The 25,466-nt window shown below is 33.9% G+C and carries 18 protein-coding genes; 11 read left to right on the top strand and 7 right to left on the bottom strand.

What is annotated here, in order from left to right; translation table 11 throughout:
* The first annotated feature begins 63 nt into the window (after positions 1-63).
* Genes F596_RS0107230 through tilS form a run of 3 tightly spaced genes read left to right on the top strand, consistent with a single transcriptional unit; the run spans position 64 to position 3,314 of the window.
* Positions 64-726, top strand: coding sequence for a 3'-5' exonuclease (locus tag F596_RS0107230; protein ID WP_019036422.1), 663 nt, complete (start codon positions 64-66; stop codon positions 724-726).
* A gap of 22 nt (positions 727-748) precedes the next feature.
* Positions 749-1,954, top strand: a complete 1,206-nt coding sequence (locus F596_RS0107235) for a class I SAM-dependent rRNA methyltransferase (RefSeq protein WP_019036423.1) — start codon at positions 749-751, stop codon at positions 1,952-1,954.
* Positions 1,944-3,314: a tRNA lysidine(34) synthetase TilS gene (tilS, locus tag F596_RS0107240; RefSeq protein ID WP_019036424.1), complete on the top strand. Its 1,371-nt coding sequence runs from the start codon at positions 1,944-1,946 to the stop codon at positions 3,312-3,314. Before F596_RS0107235 ends, tilS begins: the two co-directional genes overlap by 11 nt.
* Positions 3,315-3,401: 87 nt before the next feature.
* On the opposite strand, the gene F596_RS0107245 is transcribed toward tilS, so the two are convergent.
* The 4 genes from F596_RS0107245 to F596_RS0107260 all read right to left on the bottom strand — a co-directional run bounded on the left by F596_RS0107245 (position 3,402) and on the right by F596_RS0107260 (position 9,128).
* Positions 3,402-4,361, bottom strand: a complete 960-nt coding sequence (locus F596_RS0107245) for a hypothetical protein (protein ID WP_019036425.1) — start codon at positions 4,359-4,361, stop codon at positions 3,402-3,404.
* Between the two features lie 13 nt (positions 4,362-4,374).
* Positions 4,375-6,444, bottom strand: coding sequence for an alpha amylase C-terminal domain-containing protein (locus F596_RS0107250; protein ID WP_019036426.1), 2,070 nt, complete (start codon positions 6,442-6,444; stop codon positions 4,375-4,377).
* An 18-nt stretch (positions 6,445-6,462) separates the two neighbouring features.
* Positions 6,463-7,509 (bottom strand): phosphatidylinositol-4-phosphate 5-kinase, encoded by a 1,047-nt coding sequence (locus F596_RS0107255; RefSeq protein WP_008448164.1) that lies wholly within the window; start codon positions 7,507-7,509, stop codon positions 6,463-6,465.
* Between the two features lie 155 nt (positions 7,510-7,664).
* Positions 7,665-9,128: a glycoside hydrolase family 125 protein gene (locus tag F596_RS0107260; protein ID WP_008448138.1), complete on the bottom strand. Its 1,464-nt coding sequence runs from the start codon at positions 9,126-9,128 to the stop codon at positions 7,665-7,667.
* A gap of 634 nt (positions 9,129-9,762) precedes the next feature.
* On the opposite strand from F596_RS0107260, the gene rlmN reads away from it, so the two are divergent.
* The 3 genes from rlmN to F596_RS0107280 are packed head-to-tail and all read left to right on the top strand — an operon-like array spanning position 9,763 to position 12,868.
* Positions 9,763-10,806: a dual-specificity RNA methyltransferase RlmN gene (gene rlmN, locus F596_RS0107270; protein ID WP_008448170.1), complete on the top strand. Its 1,044-nt coding sequence runs from the start codon at positions 9,763-9,765 to the stop codon at positions 10,804-10,806.
* Entirely contained in the window at positions 10,799-11,716 is a 918-nt protein-coding gene (locus F596_RS0107275) for a DUF4837 family protein (protein WP_008448129.1), read from the top strand. Before rlmN ends, F596_RS0107275 begins: the two co-directional genes overlap by 8 nt.
* 51 nt (positions 11,717-11,767) lie before the next feature.
* Positions 11,768-12,868 (top strand): PdxA family dehydrogenase, encoded by a 1,101-nt coding sequence (locus tag F596_RS0107280; protein ID WP_008448166.1) that lies wholly within the window; start codon positions 11,768-11,770, stop codon positions 12,866-12,868.
* 111 nt (positions 12,869-12,979) lie between these two features.
* Here F596_RS0107280 and glmM read toward each other — a convergent pair whose 3' ends face one another.
* A complete protein-coding gene (gene glmM / locus F596_RS0107285) occupies positions 12,980-14,374 on the bottom strand; it encodes a phosphoglucosamine mutase (RefSeq protein WP_008448136.1) in 1,395 nt (464 codons plus the stop codon).
* Between the two features lie 26 nt (positions 14,375-14,400).
* Positions 14,401-15,042 (bottom strand): BamK family beta-barrel-assembly machinery protein, encoded by a 642-nt coding sequence (gene bamK / locus F596_RS0107290; protein ID WP_019036428.1) that lies wholly within the window; start codon positions 15,040-15,042, stop codon positions 14,401-14,403.
* 240 nt (positions 15,043-15,282) lie between these two features.
* On the opposite strand from bamK, the gene F596_RS0107295 reads away from it, so the two are divergent.
* The 3 genes from F596_RS0107295 to F596_RS0107305 all read left to right on the top strand — a co-directional run bounded on the left by F596_RS0107295 (position 15,283) and on the right by F596_RS0107305 (position 18,972).
* Positions 15,283-16,152 carry an electron transfer flavoprotein subunit beta/FixA family protein gene (locus tag F596_RS0107295; RefSeq protein ID WP_008448100.1) on the top strand — a complete coding sequence of 290 codons (870 nt, stop codon included), beginning with the start codon at positions 15,283-15,285 and terminating at the stop codon, positions 16,150-16,152.
* Between the two features lie 14 nt (positions 16,153-16,166).
* Positions 16,167-17,189: an electron transfer flavoprotein subunit alpha/FixB family protein gene (locus tag F596_RS0107300; RefSeq protein ID WP_008448106.1), complete on the top strand. Its 1,023-nt coding sequence runs from the start codon at positions 16,167-16,169 to the stop codon at positions 17,187-17,189.
* Between the two features lie 73 nt (positions 17,190-17,262).
* Positions 17,263-18,972 carry an acyl-CoA dehydrogenase family protein gene (locus F596_RS0107305; protein ID WP_019036429.1) on the top strand — a complete coding sequence of 570 codons (1,710 nt, stop codon included), beginning with the start codon at positions 17,263-17,265 and terminating at the stop codon, positions 18,970-18,972.
* A 224-nt stretch (positions 18,973-19,196) separates the two neighbouring features.
* Here the strand turns inward: F596_RS0107305 and rho are convergent, their stop codons facing one another.
* On the bottom strand, positions 19,197-21,170 hold the full coding sequence (rho, locus tag F596_RS0107310) for a transcription termination factor Rho (RefSeq protein ID WP_019036430.1): 1,974 nt from the start codon (positions 21,168-21,170) through the stop codon (positions 19,197-19,199).
* Between the two features lie 449 nt (positions 21,171-21,619).
* On the opposite strand from rho, the gene F596_RS0107315 reads away from it, so the two are divergent.
* Both F596_RS0107315 and F596_RS0107320 read left to right on the top strand, forming a co-directional pair.
* A complete protein-coding gene (locus tag F596_RS0107315) occupies positions 21,620-23,830 on the top strand; it encodes a RelA/SpoT family protein (RefSeq protein WP_019036431.1) in 2,211 nt (736 codons plus the stop codon).
* A 325-nt stretch (positions 23,831-24,155) separates the two neighbouring features.
* On the top strand, positions 24,156-25,379 hold the full coding sequence (locus tag F596_RS0107320; protein WP_019036432.1) for an IS4 family transposase: 1,224 nt from the start codon (positions 24,156-24,158) through the stop codon (positions 25,377-25,379).
* Positions 25,380-25,466: the final 87 nt, after the last annotated feature.

Genomic DNA, 25,466 nt, shown 5'->3' on the forward strand with positions numbered 1-25,466 from the left:
GAGCCATATACATCTATGTTCTCGTAGTTTTTTTTTAAATTTGCACACAGAAAGCGTATAAAAATGAGATCTATAATTTATAGTAATTTTGATAAGAAAAAAATAAACAACCTTCCACGGGTTATATTTCCTGGTAAAATACAAGTTATAGAAACAGCTGATGCTGCTTCTGTCGCAGTAAACTATCTACAACAAAAAAAGATTCTTGGTATTGATACCGAGACTCGTCCATCATTTAAAAAAGGTAGAAGTCATAAGGTTGCTTTGTTACAAGTATCTACTCATAAAGAATGCTTTCTTTTTCGATTGAATATTATAGGCATGACTAATAGCATTATTAGTTTGTTAGAAGATACTACTATTCCTAAGGTAGGCATATCTTTGCATGATGATTTTCATATGCTACACAAAAGAATAAGTTTTAATCCTGGCTATTTTATTGATTTACAAGATTGTGTGAAAGATATTGGAATAAATGATTTAAGTTTGCAAAAGATATATGCTAATATATTTGGGAAAAAGATAGTAAAGCGTGAACAATTAACCAATTGGGAGAATATCGAGCTAACTGATAAGCAAAAACAATATGCAGCAATAGATGCATGGGCTTGCATTAATCTTTATGAAAGAATAAAAGAGCTAAAGCAAACAGGTGATTACAATCTTATAAAAAATGATATAATATGTTCTGACTTACAAAAAGAAAAGTTAGAAGATAAAAAATAATAAGAGCAAACTAAAAATAAGTATGTATAAAAAGGTTTACTTAAAAAAAGGTAAGGAGGATAGTCTTCTTCGCTTCCATCCTTGGATTTTTTCAGGAGCTATAAAAACGATGGAAGAAGAAATAAAAGAAGGAGAGGTAGTTTGCGTGTTAAATAATCAAGGCAAATTCATAGCTATAGGACATTATCAGGTAGGATCCATAGCTATACGTGTTCTGTCTTTCGAAGAAGTCTACGTTGATGAATCTTTTTATGAAAATAGATTATTTTCGGCTTTTGAAGCACGCAAGGCTATAGGAGTAATAAATAAAACTACCCAAAAAGGCATATCAAAAAATAATAATACTACTTTTCGTCTTGTCCACGGCGAAGGGGATAATCTTCCTGGATTAATCATTGACATATATGGTAATACAGCAGTTATGCAAGCTCACTCTGTAGGAATGCATGTAGATCGCCATCTTATTACTAATGCTCTAATTAACATTATGGGAGATAACCTAAATAGTGTTTACTATAAAAGTGAAACAACTCTACCTTACAAGGCTAATTTGGGTCAGGAAGATGGATTTATTTATGGTTATACAGATAATAATATAGCAATAGAAAATGGATTACTTTTTCATATTGATTGGATAAAAGGACAGAAAACTGGCTTTTTTATAGATCAGCGTGAGAATCGCAAGTTATTAGAATTTTATTCTAAAGATCGTAGCGTCTTAAACATGTTCTGTTATACAGGTGGGTTTTCGGTGTATGCGATGAGAGGAGGGGCAAAGGAAGTACACTCTGTTGATAGTTCAGCTAAGGCTATAGAGTTAACTAATAAAAATATAGAACTAAATTTCCCTAAAGATAAGCGTCATGCTGCCTTTTGTGAAGATGCCTTCAAATATTTAGATGAACATGACGATAAGTATGATTTAATTATATTAGACCCACCAGCTTTTGCTAAACATAGAAATGCTTTAAAAAATGCTTTGCGTGGTTATACCCGTTTAAATCTAAAAGGATTTGAAAAAATAAAAAAGAAAGGTATACTTTTTACTTTTAGCTGTTCTCAAGCAGTAACTAAAGATTATTTCCGTCAAGCTGTTTTTACTGCAGCTGCACAAGCAGGGCGTAAGGTGCGTATTCTACATCAGCTTCATCAGCCAGCTGACCATCCTATCAATATATATCATCCAGAAGGAGAATATCTTAAAGGATTAGTATTATATGTTGAATAAAGTTAAGAAATTTATAGCCAAATATCAGTTATTAAATAAAGAAAAATGTTATTTGGTAGCTCTTTCAGGAGGAGCTGATAGTGTATCTCTATTACTGGTATTACACCAATTAGGCTATAAAATAAATGCTGTTCATTGTAATTTCAAACTTCGTGGTGAGGAAAGCTATCGTGATGAACAGTTTTGTATTGATTTATGTAATAGACATGATATCCCACTAAAGCGCATTCATTTTGATACAACAGAATATGCTTCTCTTAGAAAAATAAGTATTGAAATGGCTGCGCGTGAACTTCGTTATACTTATTTCGAACAATTACGAAAGAGTATTAATGCAGAAGGCGTCTGTGTTGGACATCATCAAGAAGATTCTGTAGAAACTATTTTGCTTAATCTTACTCGTGGAACGGGTATACATGGGCTAACAGGAATAGCACCTCGTAACGGAAATGTAATAAGACCGTTACTTAGCTGTACACGTAAAGATATAGAAACATTTATCATTGGCGAAGGTGAACACTATGTTACTGATAGTAGTAATCTTGTATCTAATGTAGTACGTAATAAATTACGTCTTCTGGTGATACCGTTATTAAAAGAAATTAATCCTTCTGTACAAGCATCTATTGCACAAACAGCACAATATCTCTCAGAAGCTGGAACGGTAGCCGATGATGCTCTTTTGCGTTATTTTGATAAGTTTGGCATCTCACACAGCAAACTTTACACATATGGCTCTTTGTCCATACCTTTAAAAGTGATTACTGAATTCCCATCAAAAAAATATTTTTTATTTGAACTACTTTCTCCATTAGGTTTCAACTCTGAGCAAATAAGCTCTATTTCCGATTTTAAGAAGAATATGGTAGGAAATCTTTGGCAAAGTGAAAAATATGAAATAACTTTAGATTCTTTTTCTCTTATTGTACGTAAAAAAGAATTACATGCAGATATAAATAAGCTATTACCGGAAACAGGATTATATATAATTGATAAAAATCGCTCTATACAAATTACATATATAGATAATAAAACCATAAAAAAAACAGATCTTAGTAAAGAGCCTTGTACTGTATATATAGATGCTGATAACATAACTTTCCCCCTTGTTTTGCGAAATATAACACAAGGAGATAGGTTTATGCCTTTTGGAATGGATAAATCAAAATTGATTAGTGACTATCTTACTAATATGAAAAGAAATCGTTTTGAGAAATCTGATCAACTTCTACTTACCGATGTCACTGGAAAACCACTTTGGTTAGTAGGTCTACGTACAGACAATAGAGTAAGATATACTAATATATCAACCAAAGTTTTAAGAATAAAGTACTTAGAAAAAACGCATGAAACAACATAAAACACAGTATATTATCTAAGGCATCTTGTTTTTCTTTATAAAACACTTATTCTTTTAGATTAGAGCTGTTATATAAATAAGCCAATATTATTTATTAAAATAATATTGGTAATAGCTATCATGAGGATATGGCGGGGAAGGAATACTATCTTTTAAATGTAATGAATAAATACGTACAGCTTCCTTATAGTAGCGAGGTAAAACACTTTTTGAAGGATAATACTGTGGGAGATAGCGGATAAATTGAGAGAGATTACGGTCTAATAAAAAACCCATTAGCTGATAATTAGCAGACAATAGTGTGTTTTTTAATATTATACTATCTGGCTGTAAATAAGAATGCACATAAAGAGGACGCATGACATGGCTACTACCCACTAAAGGGTAGCTAAACAAGTGGTTTGTAAGCTTATTGCTACGAGCAGCAGCATATATTGTAAGCATAGATATTACAGAGTCTGTATGTGATAAGGTCTTTACCACAGATAAAGCTTTAGTATATTGACGTTGGTCTATTAAATGTTCTATTTTTGCTCGTTTATGGAAATAAGGATCATTATTTGAAAAATAACCAACAAAAAAAAATAAAAGAAACAAAATAAATAGATTTCTCCACATACTTTGTGAAAACACCCCTATGTTGCGCTGTTGCTGTGCATACGGTTCGTAACGTTTAACAAAGAAAACTATAAAAATATATATAGGAAACAATATCAATAATATCCACCACCATTGACTAATAGCGAAATTATTATATTCTACATCTGATCGAATACTACTTATAAGAGATAGTAAAACGATAGGAGGGAAGTAAGTTAAAGCGAATACTCTGTTTGGTATTTTTACAAAAACATCAATACTATTTTGTAGCAGTTGTAGAATAACTGTTATTAAGATAGCACCTACTATTGGATTATAAAAAGTTTTACCATGCGAAGCAATATGCTGTGTTACCGTCATTACATCTACTTGATAAAAGAACAAGAAACAGAAACTAAATGAGCAAAAAAACACAGCACTAATAAAGCGCAATAACTTACTTTCCATTAATATATATTAATTATTTCTTTCTTAAAACTACTGCACTACGAGCAGGCAGATATAGTTTCACCCAACCTTTTTTATCTTTTTTATAAAGAGGATCTTCTATTGTAAAATGCTCTATGCTATCATCTGTTAATCCAAATCCTCCAAAATCCTTATTATCTGTGTTTAAAACAACATTGTAAGATCCTTCAGGAACTAAAAACCCATAATCTGTAAATGATTTATTAGGTGAAAAATTAAAAACAAATAGTAGCTCGCCACGCATAAAAGCAAGTATTTGATCTTCATCATTATGCCAGATTTCATTCACAGTGCTATCTATTAGCTTCTTTTCACTCTTAACAACTTCAAGCATTCTCTTATCAAAATAGCCTAAATATTTATAGTTAAGATCTTTATTATCTACTAAGCTCCATTGGCGTCGTGCATACTTATAGCTCCAATTATTTCCTTCGCGTGGGAAATCTATCCATTCTGGATGACCAAATTCATTGCCCATAAAGTTTAAATAGCCGCCATTTATAGCTGCTATTGTAGCTAAACGAATCATTTTATGTAAAGCTATACCGCGGTGTGCTACTTCGTTTTCATCTCCTATTTTAAAATGCCAATACATGTCAGCATCTATAAGACGGAAGATAATCGTTTTATCTCCAACTAAAGCCTGATCATGCGATTCGCAATAAGAGATAACCTTTTCATCTATACGTCTGTTTTTAATTTCCCAAAAGATAGATGAAGGTTTCCATTTTTCATCAGGTAATTCCTTTATAGTCTTTATCCAGTAATCGGGAATATTCATTGCCATACGATAATCAAACCCATAACCACCATCTTTTACTTTAGCTGCTAATCCAGGCATACCAGAGACCTCTTCTGCTATTGTTATTGCTTTTTTATTTACCTCATGAATAAGTAAGTTAGCAAGTGTTAGATAACAAATGGCATTATCATCTTGATGACCATTAAAATAGTTACTATAATTTGTAAAGGCCTCACCTAAGCCATGACTATAATAAAGCATAGAGGTAACGCCATCAAAGCGAAATCCATCGAAATGATACTCCTCTAACCAGTATTTACAGTTAGAAAGCAAGAAATGAATAACTTCGTTTTTACCATAATCAAAGCAAAGAGAATCCCAAGCTGGGTGTTCATGACGATCGCCTGTATAAAAGAACTGATTCGGATCACCAGCATAATTGCCTAAACCTTCTATCTCGTTTTTTACAGCATGCGAATGAACAATGTCCATTATAACAGCTATACCTTTTCTATGAGCCTCATCAATAAGCTGCTTCAATTCTTCAGGAGTTCCAAAGCGCGAACTTGGTGCAAAAAATGAGCTCACATGATAACCAAAACTGCCATAATAAGGATGTTCTTGTATAGCCATTATTTGGATTGCATTATAACCGTCTTCTACAATGCGTGGAAGAATATTTTCTCTAAACTCATTATACGAGCCTACACCTTCTTTTTCTTGCGCCATACCTATATGACATTCATAGATAAGTAGGGGTGAGGTTTTGGGTGTAAATACCTTTTTCTTCCATTTGTATGTAGTTTCAGGATCCCACACCTGCGCTGAAAAAATGTGTGTGTTCTCATCTTGCACTACACGTTGTGCCCATGCAGGAATACGTTCTCCTTCGCCACCGTCCCATTCTATAATGAGCTTATATAGCTGTCCATGTTTTAATGCTGTTAAAGGTAGCTTAAGTTCCCAGTTGTTAGTACCCTTAATACGTTTTACTTTATATTTAGATGATTTTTTCCAATTATTAAAATCACCAATAAGATAGATCGCTTTAGCATTTGGAGCCCAGTCCCGAAATATCCATTCTGAATCGGTTTTGTGCAAACCAAAGTACTTATAGCCACTGGCAAAGTCAGATAAAGAATTATTGGTAAATTTAGTTAACTCCTCTTTCTTATTTAAAATAAAGTTATGCCTATTAGAAATAATAGTCTCATACTCTTTCAAGAAAGGGTCATGCTCTACTATTCCTATGTGTTTTACTATATTTTTCTTCATAACTTTTGGTTTTGAAGTAGTAGTTTGGTTTGTTTGCTTTTCCATAAAATAGAAGTTTTAATGTTATTTATTTTGGTGTCTTACTCCGTTATTATAAGTACCTGTTGCTTTTATTTGTCCGTTTTTATCATATTCTATAAAATCGCCATTACGCTTATTGTTTTTATAAATACCTCTAAAAACAGAACCATCAGCATAGCTAACAGATACGTTACCATTAAGCATACCATCGGAAAAAGATCCTTCATATATATCTTGATTATGCTTAATTAGCTTGCCTTTACCATTTTGCTTATCGTTTTTCCATTCTCCTGTATAAATATCACCGTTATGCCATTTCATCATACCTGAACCACTTTTTTCTCCATCTACAAAATGGCCATAATATTCATCACCATTCCTATAACGTAACAGACCTGTTCCAGTACGCTGCCCATTAACATAATCGCCTTGGTAAACATCACGGTTGCGAAAATGATAAGTACCTCTACCGTTTTGTAGATCTTTTGACCATCCTCCTGAATAATCATCACCATTAGAATAAATAAAGATACCACGACCTTCTTTTACATTGTTTACCCAATTGCCTGTATAAGAAGACTTGTCTCTCCAGACAAACTGTCCATGACCATTTTTCATGTCATTTTCCCATGAGCCATCATAATATGATCCATCTGCAAATATATATTTTCCTTCACCACATCTTTTGCCATTTTTCCAGCTACCTACATATTTATCTTTATTATAATAATACATAGTACCGATGCCATGTTGTTGATTTTTAAACCATAATCCTTCGTAAATATTACCATTAGAATAAGTATACCTACCATAGCCTAATTGCTGATCTTGAAACCAGTTACCCTCATATTTCTCTCCATTAGGTTTAGTAAGTGTGCCAATACCCTCACGTACACCTTTAGCATATACTCCCTCATAAATACTTCCATCTGGATAAATTGTTTTACCCTTTCCCCATGGCTTACCACGAAACATCTCTCCATGAAACTTAGCATTATTTTTAAAAGTATAATTTCCAATAACTATGCCTTGGGAAAAAGTAAGAATAGGAAAAAGTAATAAAAGTAAAAAAATATATTTATGCTTCATCTTGTGATTGGCTATTTATAATAGAATGAAGGAATATCATTTAATTGCAAAGATAATTATATTGATTGATATAAACAAATATATAAATCTTTTTTAATCTTATGAGTTTTAACTTTAAAGATAAACAATATTATAAGTATCTATTAAATAAATTATTATAAACTGTTTAAAAGATCAACTTTACCCTCGCTAATTATCTTTAGAATTAACTCCCCAAAAAGTGTATTTTGCCAAGCAAACCATGGTCGTGTAAAATTGTTTGCATCATTCATATAAAACGATTCATGTATAAAACCAGTATTAGCATCGGTATTCATAAGCATAATAATACATCGTTTTATTTCTTCATCACTTGTCGAAGTAAAAGCTCGCATCATAATAGATATTGGCCAAATCATATCATTCCCTATGTGCGGACTGCCAATGCCTTCACCAGCTTTGCCATGATGAAAGAAAGGATTGTCTTCACTTAATATGAAGCGACGGGTATTTTGATAGATAGGATCCTTAATATCTACATCTCCAAGATAAGGCATTGATAGCAAACTTGGGACATTAGCATCGTCCATGAGAAGATGATTTCCAAACCCATCTACCTCAAAGGCATATATCTTACCATATTTGGGATGATTATAAATAGCATATTTTTTTAGTGCGTTACTAACCTCAGTGGCTAAGTTAATACATTCAGAAGCTATAGTTGAATTTTTATTTACTTTAGAAAGAATTTCTGTAGCTTTTTTTAATGAAGATACAGCCATAAAGTTAGAAGGGATAAGAAACTGAAACGTAGTAGCATCATCTGATGGGCGAAAAGCCGAAGCTATAAGCCCGACAGGCTTTACGGGCGACCCCCATCCGGCGTTACTTAATGTGTCGTATGCACGATCGGTAACACGTAGAAAAGAATAGGACCCTCTTCCGTTTTTTTTCTGTTGCTCATGAAAAACCATGAGTATGTTATCAATAGCTTTTAGCCATTCTTTATCAAAAATACTTGCATCGCCAGTTATTTTCCAATATTCATATGCTAAACGAATAGGGTAGCAAAGAGAGTCTATTTCATATTTACGCTCGTGCAGCTCGGGTTTCATTATTGTACCATCGCTCATCCACTTGCCTTTAGGATCAGGTGTTTTGTTAAAACCATTAGCATAAGGGTCTATATTAATACATTTAAACTGGCGAAGAATGAGCCCTTTTATCATATCCTTTATTCGTTTATCTTTATTTGCAAATTGTAGATAAGGCCATACTTGTGCACTGGAGTCTCGTAACCACATAGCAGGTATATCTCCTGTATATACAAAAGTATCAGGATTGCCATTAATGTCAGTTGTAAAATGAACAGTAGTATCTAAAGTGTTAGGAAAGCAATTTTCAAACATCCATGCTAATTTTCTATTCTTTAGCATTTTTAATATACGTCTTATTTCCTTATCTACAACGTCCGATTTAAAAAGCCTATCAGCTTCTTTTGGACGTTGACAAACATAAGTAATAGCATCTTTTACGCAAGTATTTACAAGTATTTTATCTTTATTGATAGATATATTATTAGCCATGATGTTAGGGCAAGTAACACTAAAAACAGCTGTTATAAGAAATGATATTTTCATTGATATGCTTTAGTTATATTAATATATAGATTATATGCAAATGTACATAAATTCTTCAAATTATAAGTTAGATATGAACAAAAAAGACAATAATTTGCAAACTGTTAGCATTTCTTTCTTTGTGTATATATTGAAAAAGAGTAAAATGTTTATATTTTATTGCGGAATAACATATATATTTGCAATGAAAAGAATAGGTATTATAAATAAAAATAGATTATTTTTGAATATAAAATAGATTAAAAATCTATCAAAAATAAGCTATTTTTCTTCTATAAAGATTATGTTTTTATAGTTTTAAGCATACTTATTATTATATAAAAGTTATATTAATATGTTTTGAAAATACCGTTTCCCTTTAAATATTTTAGAACAATATGTATAAAGTTTCATAATTAATAACTTTTGATAAGCATGTGCTTTTATATTTCCCTACATTTAGTACTTTAAAGCATATAAGTTATAGCGTATAAAACATATTGTCATATATTATAGTAAAGAAACTATTTTGTCGGATACACCTTTCTTTTATAGCTCATTGAATTACAATCTTTTAAACAGTTTTAGCAGACTAATAAGATATAAAAATATAAAACTATTAATCTTTTCATGTCTTTTTATTAACTTTGCAAAGATGAACAAGACAATTATAGAAAAACTTCCCTTATTGGGTAAGACTCTTTTTGAGCTAAAGCAAATAGCTAAAGATCTTGGTTTACCTGCCTTTGCGGGTAAACAAATAGCAGAATGGCTATATATAAAGCATATTAAGAGTATTGATGAGATGACTAACATATCGAAAGCTAATCGTGAGAAGCTTTCAAAGGTATATACTATTGGCTGTAAAGCTCCCATAGATGCACAATACTCAAAAGATGGTACAATAAAATATCTTTTCCCTACGGAAGAAGATAAATTTGTAGAGACAGTTTATATCCCTGATAACGACCGTGCTACGCTATGTGTTTCATCACAAGTAGGTTGTAAAATGAATTGCTTATTTTGTCAAACTGGGAAGCAAGGATTTGAAGGAAACTTATCGGTAACAGATATTCTTAATCAAATTTATTCATTACCTGAGCGAGAAAAGCTAACAAATATAGTTTTCATGGGTCAAGGTGAGCCTATGAACAATATAGACAATGTGTTACGTACTACTGAGATTATGACAGCAGAGTATGCATATGCATGGTCGCCTAAACGTATAACGGTAAGTAGTGTAGGAGTAAAAAACAAATTAAAAAGATTCTTAGACGAGAGCCAGTGTCAGGTAGCTATAAGCATGCATTCTCCTTTAGAGGAACAGCGAAAGGAGTTGATGCCTGCAGAGCGAGCTATGAGCATAAAAGAGGTAATAAATCTTTTACATAATTATGATTTTTCGCACCAGCGTAGATTGTCTTTTGAATATATTGTTTTTGGTGGGAAGAATGATAGTTTAGAACATGCTAAAGCTATAATAAATCTTGTAAAAGGATTAGAGTGCAGGGTTAATCTCATTAGGTTTCATCAAATACCAAATGTTCCTTTAAAGGGGTCTGATATTTCTACAATGGAACATTTTCGTGATTACTTAACAAGGCATGGTGTTTTTACAACTATTCGTGCCAGCAGAGGACAGGATATTTTTGCAGCATGTGGTCTGCTTTCTACGGCAAAGAAGAAAGAAAATGTATAAAAATATTTATTACTTTTGTCTACTCCCCATTATATTATTTGCTTTTTTAGGGTGTAAAGATATAGCAAGTAGACCTAAAAGTGTAGGTAAACCATATGAGGTATTAGTTGTGGGCGATGTGAATAATATTGTATATAATGCCCTATCTGTGCCTACACCGGGATTGCTCCAGGCTGAACCCATGGTAGATGTAATAAAAGCTAAAAAATTATCTGTGAGTAATAATAACTTTCGTACAATAGTAGTAGTACAGATAAAGAAGATAACTAAAAAAGGTATACCTTCAATCTGCTTAATAGAAAAAGATAATGAGTTCGTAGACAACCAATTAGTTATTTATATTAAAGCAGAAGATGAGGCTGTATTAAAAAGAATAATGCCAGAAGTTCTCATAAAAATTCTTCAAAAAGAGATTATGCGAGAGCAACAAAATCTCATTCAAAAACCTAATAATAAGGCGGAAGCATTAGTACTGAAACTTTTTAGGAAACAAATAAGTTTACCAACAGAGCTCACAGAAAGCAAAGTGGGAAAAGACTTTTTGTGGTTATCTAATAATGCTTCAGAAGGAATGATGAATATTTGTCTTTATTATATTAATGAAAAAAAGTTTCAAGCACAGCATGATAGTGTTATGCAACAAAACATTCAAGGAACTCAGAAAGGTGATTATCTTGCCCTTGCTAATATATCAAGTAAAACTATAAGCAAACATACAGGTAACATAACAATACGAGGAACATGGCAGATGAAGAAAGATGCAATGGGAGGAAGTTTTGTTACTTACTTATTACCAAAGGTCAGAAAGCAAGATAAATGTTTAGCAGTAGAGGCTTTCCTTTTTGCTCCAGAAAAAGAAAAACGTAATCGTATGCGTCGACTGGAAGCTGCCTTATATACGTTACACTGAAAATTCTTATGATAAAAAACATATTAAACACTTACCAACTCATATTACAGAATGGAAAATAACAAAAAACTACGCGTTGCGATAACCCATGGTGATACTAATGGGACTGGTTATGAACTTATTTTTAAAACTTTTGCAGAACCAGGCATGTTAGACCTTTGTACGCCCATTGTTTATGGATCGCCCAAAGTAGCTACTTATCACCGCAATGCTTTAAATATAGAGGCTAATTTTACTATCATTAATGATGCCACAGAAATGGCAGAAAACAAAGTTAATCTATTACCAATATTAGAAGAGGAGGTAAAAGTAGACCTTGGAGAAGCATCTGAAGAATCGGGTAATGCAGGCTTAGTAGCAATAGATCGTGCTTTAGAAGATTATAAAAAAGGTCTGTTTGATGTTCTTGTAACATGTCCGTTAGATAATAATTATAAATTTCATTTTAGCGGGCAAAGTCGTTATATAAACGATCATCTTGGTATAATGACAGAAGGTTTGACTATATTAGTAAATGAAGGCTTGCGTATAGCTTTAGCTACACGCAACTTACCTTTAAAGGACGTATGCGAATGTTTGACAAAGAATGTTATCGTAAAGCAAGCCACTCTTCTTCATAACTGTCTAAAACGCGACTTTCGTGTATCATGTCCTCGAATAGCCTTGCTGGGAGTAAATCCTAAAGCAGGAGATAGCGGATTATTAGGTTCAGAAGAAGTAGATATTATACAGCCAGCCATAGAAGAGTTAGCAAGTAATGGGATACAAGCTTTTGGAGCTTATCCTTCTGATACTTTCTTTGGCAATGGTGATTATGAACAGTTTGATGGTATTCTTGCAATGTATTACGAACAAGCATTTACACCTTTTCATATTATTCCTGCTACTAATGGAATAAACTATACAGCAGGATTATCTTTAATACGTACAGCTCCTGATATGCCTAATAATTTGTCGCAAGCAGGTAAAAATATAGTAAAAATAGATGCTTTTCGAAATGCTATTTATACAGCTATTGATATTTATCGTAATCGTTCTAATTATGATGAACCTTTTGCTAATCCTTTACCTAAGCTTTATAAAGAGCGTAAAGAAGAAGGCGAGAAAGTACGTTTTGCTATAAAACGCAATGATAATATGCCTAAAGAGTAAGATATAAAGTTAAGCAGAAATTAAGTCGGTGTCTTTTCCGAGACTTAATTTCTGCCATATTATAATATATATGTATGCTTATATCGTATATGAAATGGTGCTTTTCTAATTTTATTTTTCCATATCATATACTACTTGCATGAGCTTTTTACCTAAATCATCAGCTTCTTCCATAGTTTTTGCTTCGCTATAAACACGTATGATAGGTTCCGTGTTAGATTTTCTAAGATGTACCCACGATTCAGGGAAATCGAGCTTTATGCCGTCAATATCAGTAATAGCTACATCTGTATTATTACAATAAAGCTCTTTTATCTTATTAAGGATAGCATCTATATCAGTACCTTTAGTAAGATCTATACGATTCTTTGCCATAAAGTATTTTGGATAAGTATCACGTAGTTCACTCACTTTCATACCTTTTTGAGCTAATAATGTTAAGAATAAGGCTATACCTACAAGAGCATCACGCCCATAGTGAGACTCTGGGTATATTACTCCACCATTTCCTTCTCCACCTATAACAGCATTTACCTCCTTCATTTTAGTAGTAACATTTACTTCTCCTACGGCAGAAGGATAATATTTACCACCATGTTTTTCAGTAACATCGCGTAAAGCACGTGTAGAACTTAAATTACTTACAGTGTTGCCTTTCGTATTATCGAGAATGTAATCGGCTACAGCTACAAGAGTATATTCTTCACCAAACATCTTACCATCTTCCTGAATGAAAGCTAAACGGTCAACATCAGGGTCTACCACTATTCCAAGATCATAACCTCCTTTTGATAATTCATTCATTATGCTGGTGAGATTTTTCTCTATTGGCTCAGGATTGTGTGCAAAGTCGCCATTAGCTTTGCCATTAATAAAAGTGTAATCGACGCCTAATCTATCAAGTAGCTGAGGTAAAATCACACCACCTACAGAGTTTATTGAGTCTACTACAACTCTAAACTTACTCTTCTTTATAGCATCAACATCTACTAAATTGAGGTCTAATACAGCCTCAACGTGTCGTTCATCGAAAGTATCATCATCACGATAAGATCCTAAGGCATCAACACCAGCATAGTCGAAATCTTCAGATTCTGCAATACTTAATACTTCAGCACCCTCTTTAGCTGTAAGAAATTCCCCCTCATTATTTAATAATTTCAAAGCATTCCATTGACGAGGATTATGTGATGCTGTAATTATAATACCTCCATCAGCCTCCGACATACGAACAGCCAATTCTGTTGTTGGGGTAGTAGCTAAGCCTATATTAATTACATCAGCTCCCATACCCATTAAAGTGCCACATACAATGTTTTTTACCATCTTGCCTGATATGCGAGCATCACGACCTACAACTATCTTTAGCTTTTTATTTGGGTGTTTACGACCAATAAAAGTGGTATAAGCTGTAGTAAACTTTACTATGTCTAAAGGGTTTAAGGTATCGCCAACATGACCTCCTATAGTGCCACGGATACCTGAAATTGATTTTATTAAAGTCATAATAGTTTTTTATACTTAAATATTTCTTATTCTAATCCTCTTTGGAAAGTTATATCATACATACAAGGATAAACATCATGAGTGGCATTTGCTTGACCTTGCTGTGATGGGACTATAAGCCTAACATGGGCTAACTTAGAGCTTGAATGGATTAATCTTCCAATCTTTAAATAAGGTATAGGCACTAACCAGCCGCTTGGTACTGACGTGCTGCCATAAACAGTAGCCATAAGACTTGAAGCATTATTAAAAGAAGCTGTGTACGTACCTTTAAAGTTGGTTAAAGAGATTTTATCTACAACACTACTCCATAGCAATGTATTGTTTGATAATTGTATAGTGCCTGTTAATATATTATATTCCGAAAATCGTATAAGTATGCGTGCAGTCTCTCCACTTTTTATAAAATCGCCTGTACCTTTTTCCCTAATCTGCATATAAACACCGCTATTAGGAAACAAAACATATTGATTTTTTATAGTGTCTGTAGTGTTATTCTGGCTAGCAAATTGCTCTTGGCTTATTACATTTATTTTATTTTTTATAATATAAGAATTTATAGCATTATTCTCGCGATCTAATTGATCAGCATAAGTTTCATGTTTGTTGCATGAAGATATTACTATAACACTTGCAGCTAATGCGCATAAGGAAAATATTTTTTTCATTCTTTTAATTATTAATATACCTTGCAAAGGTAAGAAAAGTAATTAAGAAAGCTATTTTATACTTTGATTTTATATCTTTTTTATTTTTTATTTAGCATAATATCTATTTGAAGTATATATAAGTGTGATGTATTTGTAGAAAAAGAGGGTAAAAGTTTTCTATTATAGCAGAAAAATCTTACTTTTGCCATAACATACTCGTAAACTAAATATCATATATAAAACAAATAATATATAACTATGAGTTTAAAAATTGTAGTACTTGCTAAACAAGTGCCAGATACACGTAATGTGGGAAAGGACGCAATGACAGCGGCAGGTACAGTTAATCGAGCAGCTCTTCCTGCTATTTTTAATCCAGAAGACTTAAATGCTTTAGAACAAGCATTAAGGTTAAAAGAACAAAATCCTGATTCTACGGTAGGTGTATTAACAATGGGGCCTCCACGTGCTGGTGAAATTATTCGTCAAAGTCTTTATAGAGGAGCAGACACAGGTTGGCTGCTTACCGACCGCAAGTTTGCGGGTGCCGACTCTTTAGCTACTTCTTATGCTTTATCTATGGCAATAAAAAAAATAGGAAATGTTGATATTGTCATTGGTGGACGTCAGGCTATAGATGGTGATACTGCACAGGTAGGACCTCAAGTAGCTCAAAAATTAGGATTAAATCAAGTAACATATGCAGAAGAGATAGTTAAAATAGAAAACGGAAAGGCTATTATTCGTCGTCATATTGATGGTGGGGTAGAAGTGGTAGAAGCTCCTTTACCTGTACTTATCACAGTAAATGGTTCTGCAGCACCAGCTCGTCCTTGTAATGTTAAGCGTATAATGAAATATAAGTATGCTACTTGTCCTATGGAGCGTACAGGTAAAGAGACGTGGCAATATCTTTATGATGAGCGTCCTTATTTAACACTTAATCAGTGGTCTGTGGCAGATGTTAATGGTGATGAGGCTCAATGTGGTTTAGCTGGTTCACCTACTATGGTAAAAGCTGTGCAGAATATTGTGTTTCAAGCAAAAGAGAGTAAAACGCTTAGTAGCTCAGATGAAGATATAGAAGGATTCATGAAAGAGTTATTAGAAGAAAAGATTATAGGCTAAAATAAGGCAAAGTAATGAATAATGTTTTTGTATATTGTGAGCTTGAAGGTACTACAGTACAGGAAGTTTCACTAGAATTATTAACTAAGGGAAGAAAACTTGCTAACGAGCTTCAAGTAGAATTACATGCTATTGTAGCAGGCTCTGGTATAAAAGGTAAAGTAGAATCTCAAGTGCTTCCTTATGGTATAGATAAGTTATTTGTGTTTGATGATGAGCATTTGTTTCCCTATACATCTGCACCTCATACAGATATTTTGGTTAATATCTTTAAAGAAGAATCTCCACAGATATGCTTAATGGGGGCAACTGTTATTGGGCGAGACCTTGGTCCACGTGTATCATCTTCACTAACAAGTGGGTTAACTGCCGACTGTACTCAGTTAGAGATAGGCCCATATGATGATAAGAAAGAAGGTAAACACTATGATAAGATATTATATCAGATACGTCCAGCTTTTGGAGGAAATATTGTAGCTACGATAGTTAATCCTAAGCATCGTCCTCAAATGGCTACAGTACGTTCTGGAGTAATGCAGAAAGCTATTTATAATGGTAAGGCAAAAAATGAGGTGGTCTATCCTGATGTAAACAAGTATGTTAGCAAGTTGAGTTATGCCGTAAAGGTGTTAGAACGTCATGTGGAAGCAGCTAAGCATAACTTAAAAGGATCTGCCATTGTTGTTGCTGGAGGCTATGGCGTAGGTTCTAAAGATAATTTTGAGTTATTATTCCAATTAGCAAAGGAGCTACATGGCGAAGTAGGTGCTAGTAGGGCAGCAGTAGATGCTGGGTGGATAGATAATGATCGTCAAATAGGTCAAACTGGTATTACTGTTCACCCTAAGGTTTATATAGCTTGTGGTATTTCTGGTCAGATACAACATATAGCAGGTATGCAGGAATCGGGTATTATCATTTCTATAAATAGTGATCCTGATGCACCTATTAATCAGATTGCTGATTATGTTATAAATGGTACTATAGAAGAAGTGGTGCCTAAAATGATTAAGTATTATAAGCAAAATACAAAATGAAAAATAATTAAAGTCCTTTAAAAAGAGATTTTAAATCAGCAATTTTAAAGAAAAAACTTGAAAAGATATAATTATGGCTAATTACTATACAGAACATCCAGAGATTGAGTTTCATCTCGATCATCCATTAATGAAGCGCATAGTTGAGCTTAAAGAGCGTAACTATGCCGATAAAGAAAAGTACGAAGAAGCACCTGTTTGCTATGAAGATGCTATTGAAAACTATAAGCGAATACTTGATGTTACTGGCGAAATAGCAGGTGAAACAATTGCACCTAACTCTGAAGAGGTAGACTTAGAAGGTCCGCACCTTATTGATAATCGTATGCATTATGCAAGCAAGACTCTTGAAAATCTTGAAGCTACCCGTAAAGCAGGTTTGTGGGGTGTTAGTATGCCGCGTCGTTATGGAGGATTAAATCTTCCTAATGTAGTTTTCTCAATGATGTCGGAAATGATATCTGCAGGTGATGGGGGATTTCAAAATATATGGTCATTACAGAGTTGTATTGATACCTTATATGAATTTGGAAATGAAGAGCAGCGACAGAAATATATACCACGTATCTGTGCAGGTGAAACAATGTCTATGGACTTAACAGAGCCTGATGCTGGTTCCGATCTTCAGCGTGTAATGTTAAAGGCAAGCTTCGATGAGAAAGAGAATTGTTGGCGCCTGAATGGTGTGAAACGTTTCATAACGAATGGTGATTCTGATATACATCTTGTACTTGCACGGTCAGAAGAGGGTACTAAAGACGGACGTGGTCTGTCTATGTTTATCTATGATAAGCGTAATGGTGGAGTTGATGTACGCCATATAGAGAATAAATTAGGTATACATGGATCACCTACATGTGAATTAGTTTATAAAAATGCTAAAGCAGAATTATGTGGTAATACACGTTTAGGTTTGATAAAATATGTCATGGCATTAATGAATGGTGCTCGATTAGGTATTGCTGCCCAATCTGTAGGTGTTAGTCAAGAAGCCTATAATGAAGCCTTAGCTTACGCTAAAGAACGTGCTCAGTTTGGTAAGAAAATAATAAATATGCCTCCTGTCTATGATATGCTATCTAGAATGAAAGCAAAGCTGGACGCTGGACGCTCACTACTATACCAAACTGCACGTTATGTGGATTTATATAAGGCTTTAGAAGATATTGCTCGCTTTGAGAAACTATCACCTGAGGAGCGTCAAGAAATGAAGAAATACACTCGTTTGGCAGATGCTTTTACTCCAATAGCAAAGGGTATGAACTCAGAATATGTTAATCAAAACACCTACGATAGCATATCTGTACATGGCGGTTCTGGTTTTATTATGGAGTATAAGTGTCAGCGTTTATATCGTGATGCACGTATTTTCTCTATTTATGAAGGCACTACCCAGTTGCAAGTTGTTGCAGCAAATAGATATGTTATGAATGGGACTTACTTAGGCATTATGCGTGAAATGCTTGCTGAACCAGTATCTAAAGATATGCAACCATTATCTAAGCGAATAGAGAAAATGGTAGAAGAATATGAATCATCTATCAACAAAGTGAAAGAAATGGAAAGTCAAGATGCACAAGATTTACTTGCACGTCGTCTTTATGATATTACAGCTGAGATAATTATGGCTTTGCTAATTATTGCCGATTCATCAAAAGCTCCAGAGCTTTTTGCAAAGAGTGCACATATATTTGTACAAATGGCAGAAGAAAATATAACCGGAAAGATAGCTTATATTAATAATTTCAAAGTTACAGACCTTGTTAATTTTGAGCAAAAATAGAAAGGTAATAAGTTAACTCATTATTATTTTCTACCTTTTTATAAAATGAAAAAGGGGTGTATCATAATAGATACACCCCCTTTTATTTTTAGAAAATAATAAAAATTTTATAAGACTACTAAAAGAAAAGAAACTCTTTGAAACGCTCTTAAAATATCTCCTTTAGTATTTCTTTACAATTATTGATTTCAAATATACTATCAAAATTTATAAATAAAAACAGCTTATCCATTCATTGATAGTAAAAACTCATCATTATCTTTTGTGCGACGCATTAAGTTGTTAAGAGAATTCATAGCTTCAAGTGCTGTCATATCTGCTATATTTTTTCGTAGAATCCACATTCTATCAAGAGTAGTCTTATCTTGTAGCAAATCGTCGCGACGCGTACTAGAAGCAACAAGATTAACTGCAGGGAATATTCGCTTATTAGAAAGACTACGATCTAGCTGAAGCTCCATATTACCTGTGCCTTTAAACTCTTCAAAGATAACTTCATCCATTTTTGATCCAGTATCAATTAAAGCCGTTGCTATAATTGTTAATGAGCCGCCACCTTCTATATTACGTGCAGCACCAAAAAAGCGTTTAGGCTTTTGAAGAGCATTAGCATCAACACCACCTGTAAGAACTTTACCTGAAGCGGGTGCTACCGTATTATACGCACGAGCAAGACGCGTTATAGAATCAAGGAAAATAACAACATCATGTCCACATTCTACCATACGCTTAGCCTTTTCTAATACTAATCCTGCTATCTTTACATGACGTTCAGCTGGTTCGTCAAAGGTTGAAGCTATAACTTCTGCATTGACTGTTCGTGCCATATCGGTAACTTCTTCAGGTCGCTCATCTATAAGCAACATCATAAGATAAGCCTCAGGATGATTAGCAGCAATAGCATTAGCAATATCTTTCATAAGAATAGTTTTACCTGTTTTAGGTTGAGCTACTATTAATGCACGTTGGCCTTTACCAATAGGTGAAAACAAATCGACTATACGTGTCGATATATTCATCACATTAGGCTTTCCATTTAAATTAAATTTCTCATTTGGAAATAATGGAGTAAGGTGCTCAAAAGGTATTCTATCACGTACTTCTGCAGGATTTCTACCATTAATTTTATCAATACTTGTTAGTGGAAAATATTTTTCTCCATCATGAGGAGGACGAACATGACATTCTACTACATCTCCTGTCTTTAAGCCATATTGTCTAACTTGATTTGCAGAAATATATACATCATCTGGAGATGAAAGGTAATTATAATCACTTGAACGAAGAAAACCATATCCATCTGACAATACTTCTAAAACACCATTCGCTTTTACAATATCATTAAATTCGTATTGTACTATAGGCATAGCTGCTGGACGAGATATAATTGGATCATTAATAGAAGCTATAGGAGCTGTAGGCTGGTCGAACATGTCATAATTAGGTATAGCCCCTTGATCTTCTATAGGAATATCTAGCACAGTTATAAAATCTGTTCCATCATTAGGATCACCTTCCCATACACTGTCATTAACAGAGCTTTCAGGAATCATCTCTTGATTCATACTATTATGAGCCTGCACCTTTTCTTGAAGTTTAGCAAGCAGACTATTCTCCTCTTCAGTCCACTCTTCATTATCAGCGACTTTCTCTACAGTGTTAGAATCCTCTTCCATAGGATTTTCATGCTTATGTAAAGTTTGTTCTACCTCTTGTAAATCAGTAACTACTACTGATGTTTCTTGTGGATTAAATGCTTCTTTAGATGAAACTTTCGATTCTTTCAAAGCAGCTTCTGCACGTGTAATAGTTTCTATTTCTGCCTTAGATTTACGTCCTCTATGTTTTGGCATAGATGCAAGAGCCTCGACAGGAGAAACTACCTCTTCTACTGAATTTGGCTTTTCTTCCGTTTCTGACTCAGAAGATGAGGCTTGGGTGCTCTTCTTTGAGTCGAGATTTTCACCAGTTTTACCTTTAACAGAATAAACATGGTCAGTATCTTTTCGCGTAATTCTATTTCTCTTTCGCTTTGATTCTAAAGGATGAGCATTGCCAATCTCTTCTGCAACCTTATCTAATATTGCATATATAAGAGACTCTTTATCCTCATTTTTACTAAATGACACACCATTTTCTAATGCAATACTTTGCAATTCTTGGACATCTTTGTCCGATAATTCTTCTTTGCTTAACATAAATAAACTATGTGTAGGAAATACATTTAAAGAATAATTTTTGTTTCTAACGAATGGAAACAATAATTAAATGTTTTGATTTTGCAAAGTTATAATATTTATATCAGTTTTCCAAAAAATAATATATCTTTTTTATTTAGGGTAGATCTACTTTAAAAAGCAACTATAGTATGTATTATAATTTTTTCTATTGGTGAGCAGTATATATGTGTAATATATATTAATATTTTGTTCTTTTAATAACTACTTTTAATTTGTATATTTTCCTTTTCCTATGCTGTGTTTTGTCTACCCATGACTGTCGCTTGTTTATATTAATGCGTTTTTATATATACCCACATTAACAAACTAAAAGTGATTTTTGTTATTTATATGCTAAAGCTTGTATAAAAAAAGATGTAAAAGACAAGTATTTTGTATCTTTGCGAAAACGAATATATTCTATAAGTATGGAAGAGAAATTCACTTTTACAGAGGAAGAAAAGCTTAAAGTAGCATCAATACTAAAGGATTTGCGTGAAATACTTGGAGAAAGTTTCCCAAGTCAAGATATGAAAAAAATTCAAACGCATATAAATAATTCTATTAGCAATAATGAGGTTAAACGTAATATGTTTAACCTTAATCCTATTTTATGTGCTTTACAAACTACACTTATCGCAACTAAGAATATTGGTTTAAAACGAGACTCTGTTTTAGCTATACTTTTATATAATAGTGTACAAGATAATTTCACAAGTATAGAAGATGTAAAGAAAGAGTATGGAGAAGGAGTCGCAAAGATAATACATGGCTTAAACAAAATACAAAATTTATATATTAAAAAACCTATAATAGAGAGTGAAAACTTTCGCAACCTATTGCTTTCATTTGCTGAAGACATGCGGGTTATCCTTATCATGATAGCAGATAGAGTGAACCTAATGCGACAAATCAGAGACACTGCGAATATAGAAGCTCGAAATAAAGTAGCAGAAGAGGCTAACTATCTATATGCACCATTAGCTCATAAATTAGGATTATACCAGCTTAAAAGTGAATTGGAAGACCTTTCCCTAAAATATCTTGAACATGATGCTTACTATTATATAAAAGAAAAACTAAATGCTACAAAACAAGCACGAGATGCTTATATAAAAAATTTTATAGAACCTGTTCAAAGGAAATTATTAGATGCCGGATTACATTTTTATATAAAAGGTAGAACAAAGTCAATACACTCTATTTGGCAAAAAATGAAAAAACAAAAGTGTAACTTTGAAGGTATTTATGATCTTTTTGCTATACGCATTATACTTAATTCTCCTATAGAAAAAGAAAAAATGCAATGCTGGCAGACATATTCTATCATTACAGATATGTATCAACCTAATCCTAAGCGACTAAGAGATTGGCTTTCTGTACCAAAATCTAACGGATATGAAAGTTTACATATCACAGTTTTAGGACCTGCAGCTAAGTGGGTAGAAGTGCAGATACGTACAGAACGTATGGATGAAATAGCCGAACATGGATTAGCTGCTCACTGGAGATATAAAGGTATCAAAGCAGAAGGAGGACTTGATGATTGGTTAGCCTCTATACGTACAGCTCTCGAAGCTGGAAACAACTTAGAGGTAATGGATCAATTTAAATCCGACTTATATGAAAATGAAATTTATGTTTTCACCCCCAAAGGAGATCTTTTAAAGTTTCCTAAAGGTTCTACAGTGCTTGACTTTGCATACCACATTCATTCTCGTATAGGGAATCAATGCGTTGGAGGTAAAATAAATAGTAAGAATGTATCCTTACGTACAGAGTTACATAGTGGAGATACTGTAGAGATTCTTACAAGTACTAACCAAAAACCAAAACAAGAATGGCTGTCTATAGTTAGATCATCAAGAGCTAAAGCAAAAATTCGTTTAGCTATAAAAGAAACACAAGCTAAAGAAGGACTACTTGCCAAGGAATTATTAGAAAGAAGATTTAAAAATAAAAAAATAGAAATAGAGGAAGGTACTATGATGCAACTGTTAAAGAAATTAGGATTCAAAGAAGTGTCCGATTTCTATAAGCAGATAGCTGCAGGTAAACTTGATCCTAACAATGTTATAGAAGAATATCAGAAGGTATATAATCATGTTCACAACTTAAATCCACCCAAAGAAGCTGAAAGTGCCGAAAACTATGCCTTTAACAATAAAACAGACGAAATTCTTAAAACAAATGATGATGTTTTAGTGATAGACCAAAATCTAAAGGGAATTGATTTTTCGTTAGCAAAATGTTGTCATCCTATATATGGTGATGAAGTTTTTGGATTTGTTACAGTAAATGGTGGCATCAAAATTCATAGAACAAACTGCCCCAATGCTACTGATCTACGTTCGCGTTTCGGATACCGAATAGTAAAAGCACGATGGAGTGGTAAGGGAATATCACAATATGCTATTACTCTACGAGTGATAGGTAATGACGATATAGGTATAGTAAGTAATATAATGAATATTATTTCAAAAGATGAAAAAATAACCTTGCGCTCTATCAATATTGATTCACATGATGGACTTTTTTCAGGGAACCTTGTTGTTATGCTTGATGACAACTCTCGCCTCAATCTTTTAATAAAGAAAATTAATACCGTAAAAGGCGTAAAGCAAGTTATAAGAATATAATAAACTAAAAAATTCTTTCTACTAAAAACGTTTATTAAGATTTTATCTTTAACATCAAGTAAAATAATTAATTCTGAATATTTTTTATATTATTATAAAATTGTTATAAGGGTATGCTAAAATAGGCATACCCTGTTTCATTATTTATAACTTATTTAGTCCACCCTTAAAAGCCTAATATTCATCTGATTCATAGTATATTATGCTATAAATTATTATTACTGTCCGCTAAACTTTTGAGTAAGATACAAATTTAGGGCTGACACTTCTCACGAGGTATCAGCCCTTTTTGTTATCTTTGCTTTTGTTTCCCAACTCAGATAACATGGGCAAAAGTACACATTTTTTCGGACAGCCGGTATATGGTCAGTTGATAAAATCTCTCGACCATGACAAAATAGTTGAAATAAGCCGCCGAAACGGCGGTGAGCGGTATGTGAAAACCTTTGACGGCTTCACCCATCTTCTTACGATGCTGTATGCAGTCATCATGCGCTTCGACTCCCTGCGCGAGATAGAGGCGGCAATGACGGCTGAGGTGCGCAAGCTTCATCACATAGGCATTGACAGGGTTCCTAAGCGCAGTACCCTGTCAGATGCGAACGCCAGACGCTCGGAGAAATTCTTTGAGGACGTGTACCACGACCTTTACGAGTCCAATAAGGACAAACTTTCTTCGGACAGCCGACGCAATGGTACGGAGGAATGGATAAAACGTCTGAGAATCATCGATTCCACCACGATAACCCTGTTCTCTAACGTCATCTTCAAGGGTGTGGGACGGCATCCTAAGACGGGAAAGAAGAAGGGAGGCATAAAAGTGCATTCCGTCATTCATGCAAACGAAGGAGTTCACTGTGACGTGAAGTTCACTTCTGCCGCTACCAACGATTCCTTTATGCTCGCCCCCAGCCATTTTAAGCATGATGAAATCATTGCCCTGGATCGTGCATATATCAACTATGAAAAGTTTGAGGAACTGACCGAAAGGAACGTCGTCTATGTCACCAAGATGAAGAAAAATCTCAAATACGAGGTGTTGGTAGACTGCATGGATATGAACGAGGATGGGCTGATGGAATATCGTGAGCAGGTGGTGGTGTTCAGGAAGGGCGGTATCAACCATATAGCGCGTATCGTCACCTATGTGGATATCAAGAAGGGAAAGACGCCAAAGTTGGTGTCCTTGCTTACCAACGACTTTGACATGTCCATGGAGACTATCGTAGCCATCTACCGCAGGAGGTGGCAGATAGAGACTCTTTTCAAGCAGATAAAACAGAACTTCCCGCTTAGATACTTCTATGGCGAGAGTGCCAACGCCATCAAGATACAGATTTGGGTTACACTCATTGCCAATCTATTACTGTCACTGATGCAAAGCTCATTGCAGAGGCGGTGGAGTTTCTCAGGGCTGGCTACTATGGTGCGCATTGTACTTATGGAATACCTCAACATGAATAATTTCTTCAACATGCCGGATGCCGATATGAAACTCATGCTTGAAGCAGCGGCTGAATCGCCACCGGAGGTAACAGAAAATGAATAAGGGGGCTTGTCACTAACATGCTGTCATCCGAACTATTGTGTCTCAATGAGTTGGAGTGAGGATTTCTATGTTTAGCGGACAGTAATA

The organism is Prevotella amnii DSM 23384 = JCM 14753 (assembly GCF_000378745.1).
Taxonomy (GTDB): Bacteria; Bacteroidota; Bacteroidia; order Bacteroidales; family Bacteroidaceae; genus Prevotella; species Prevotella amnii.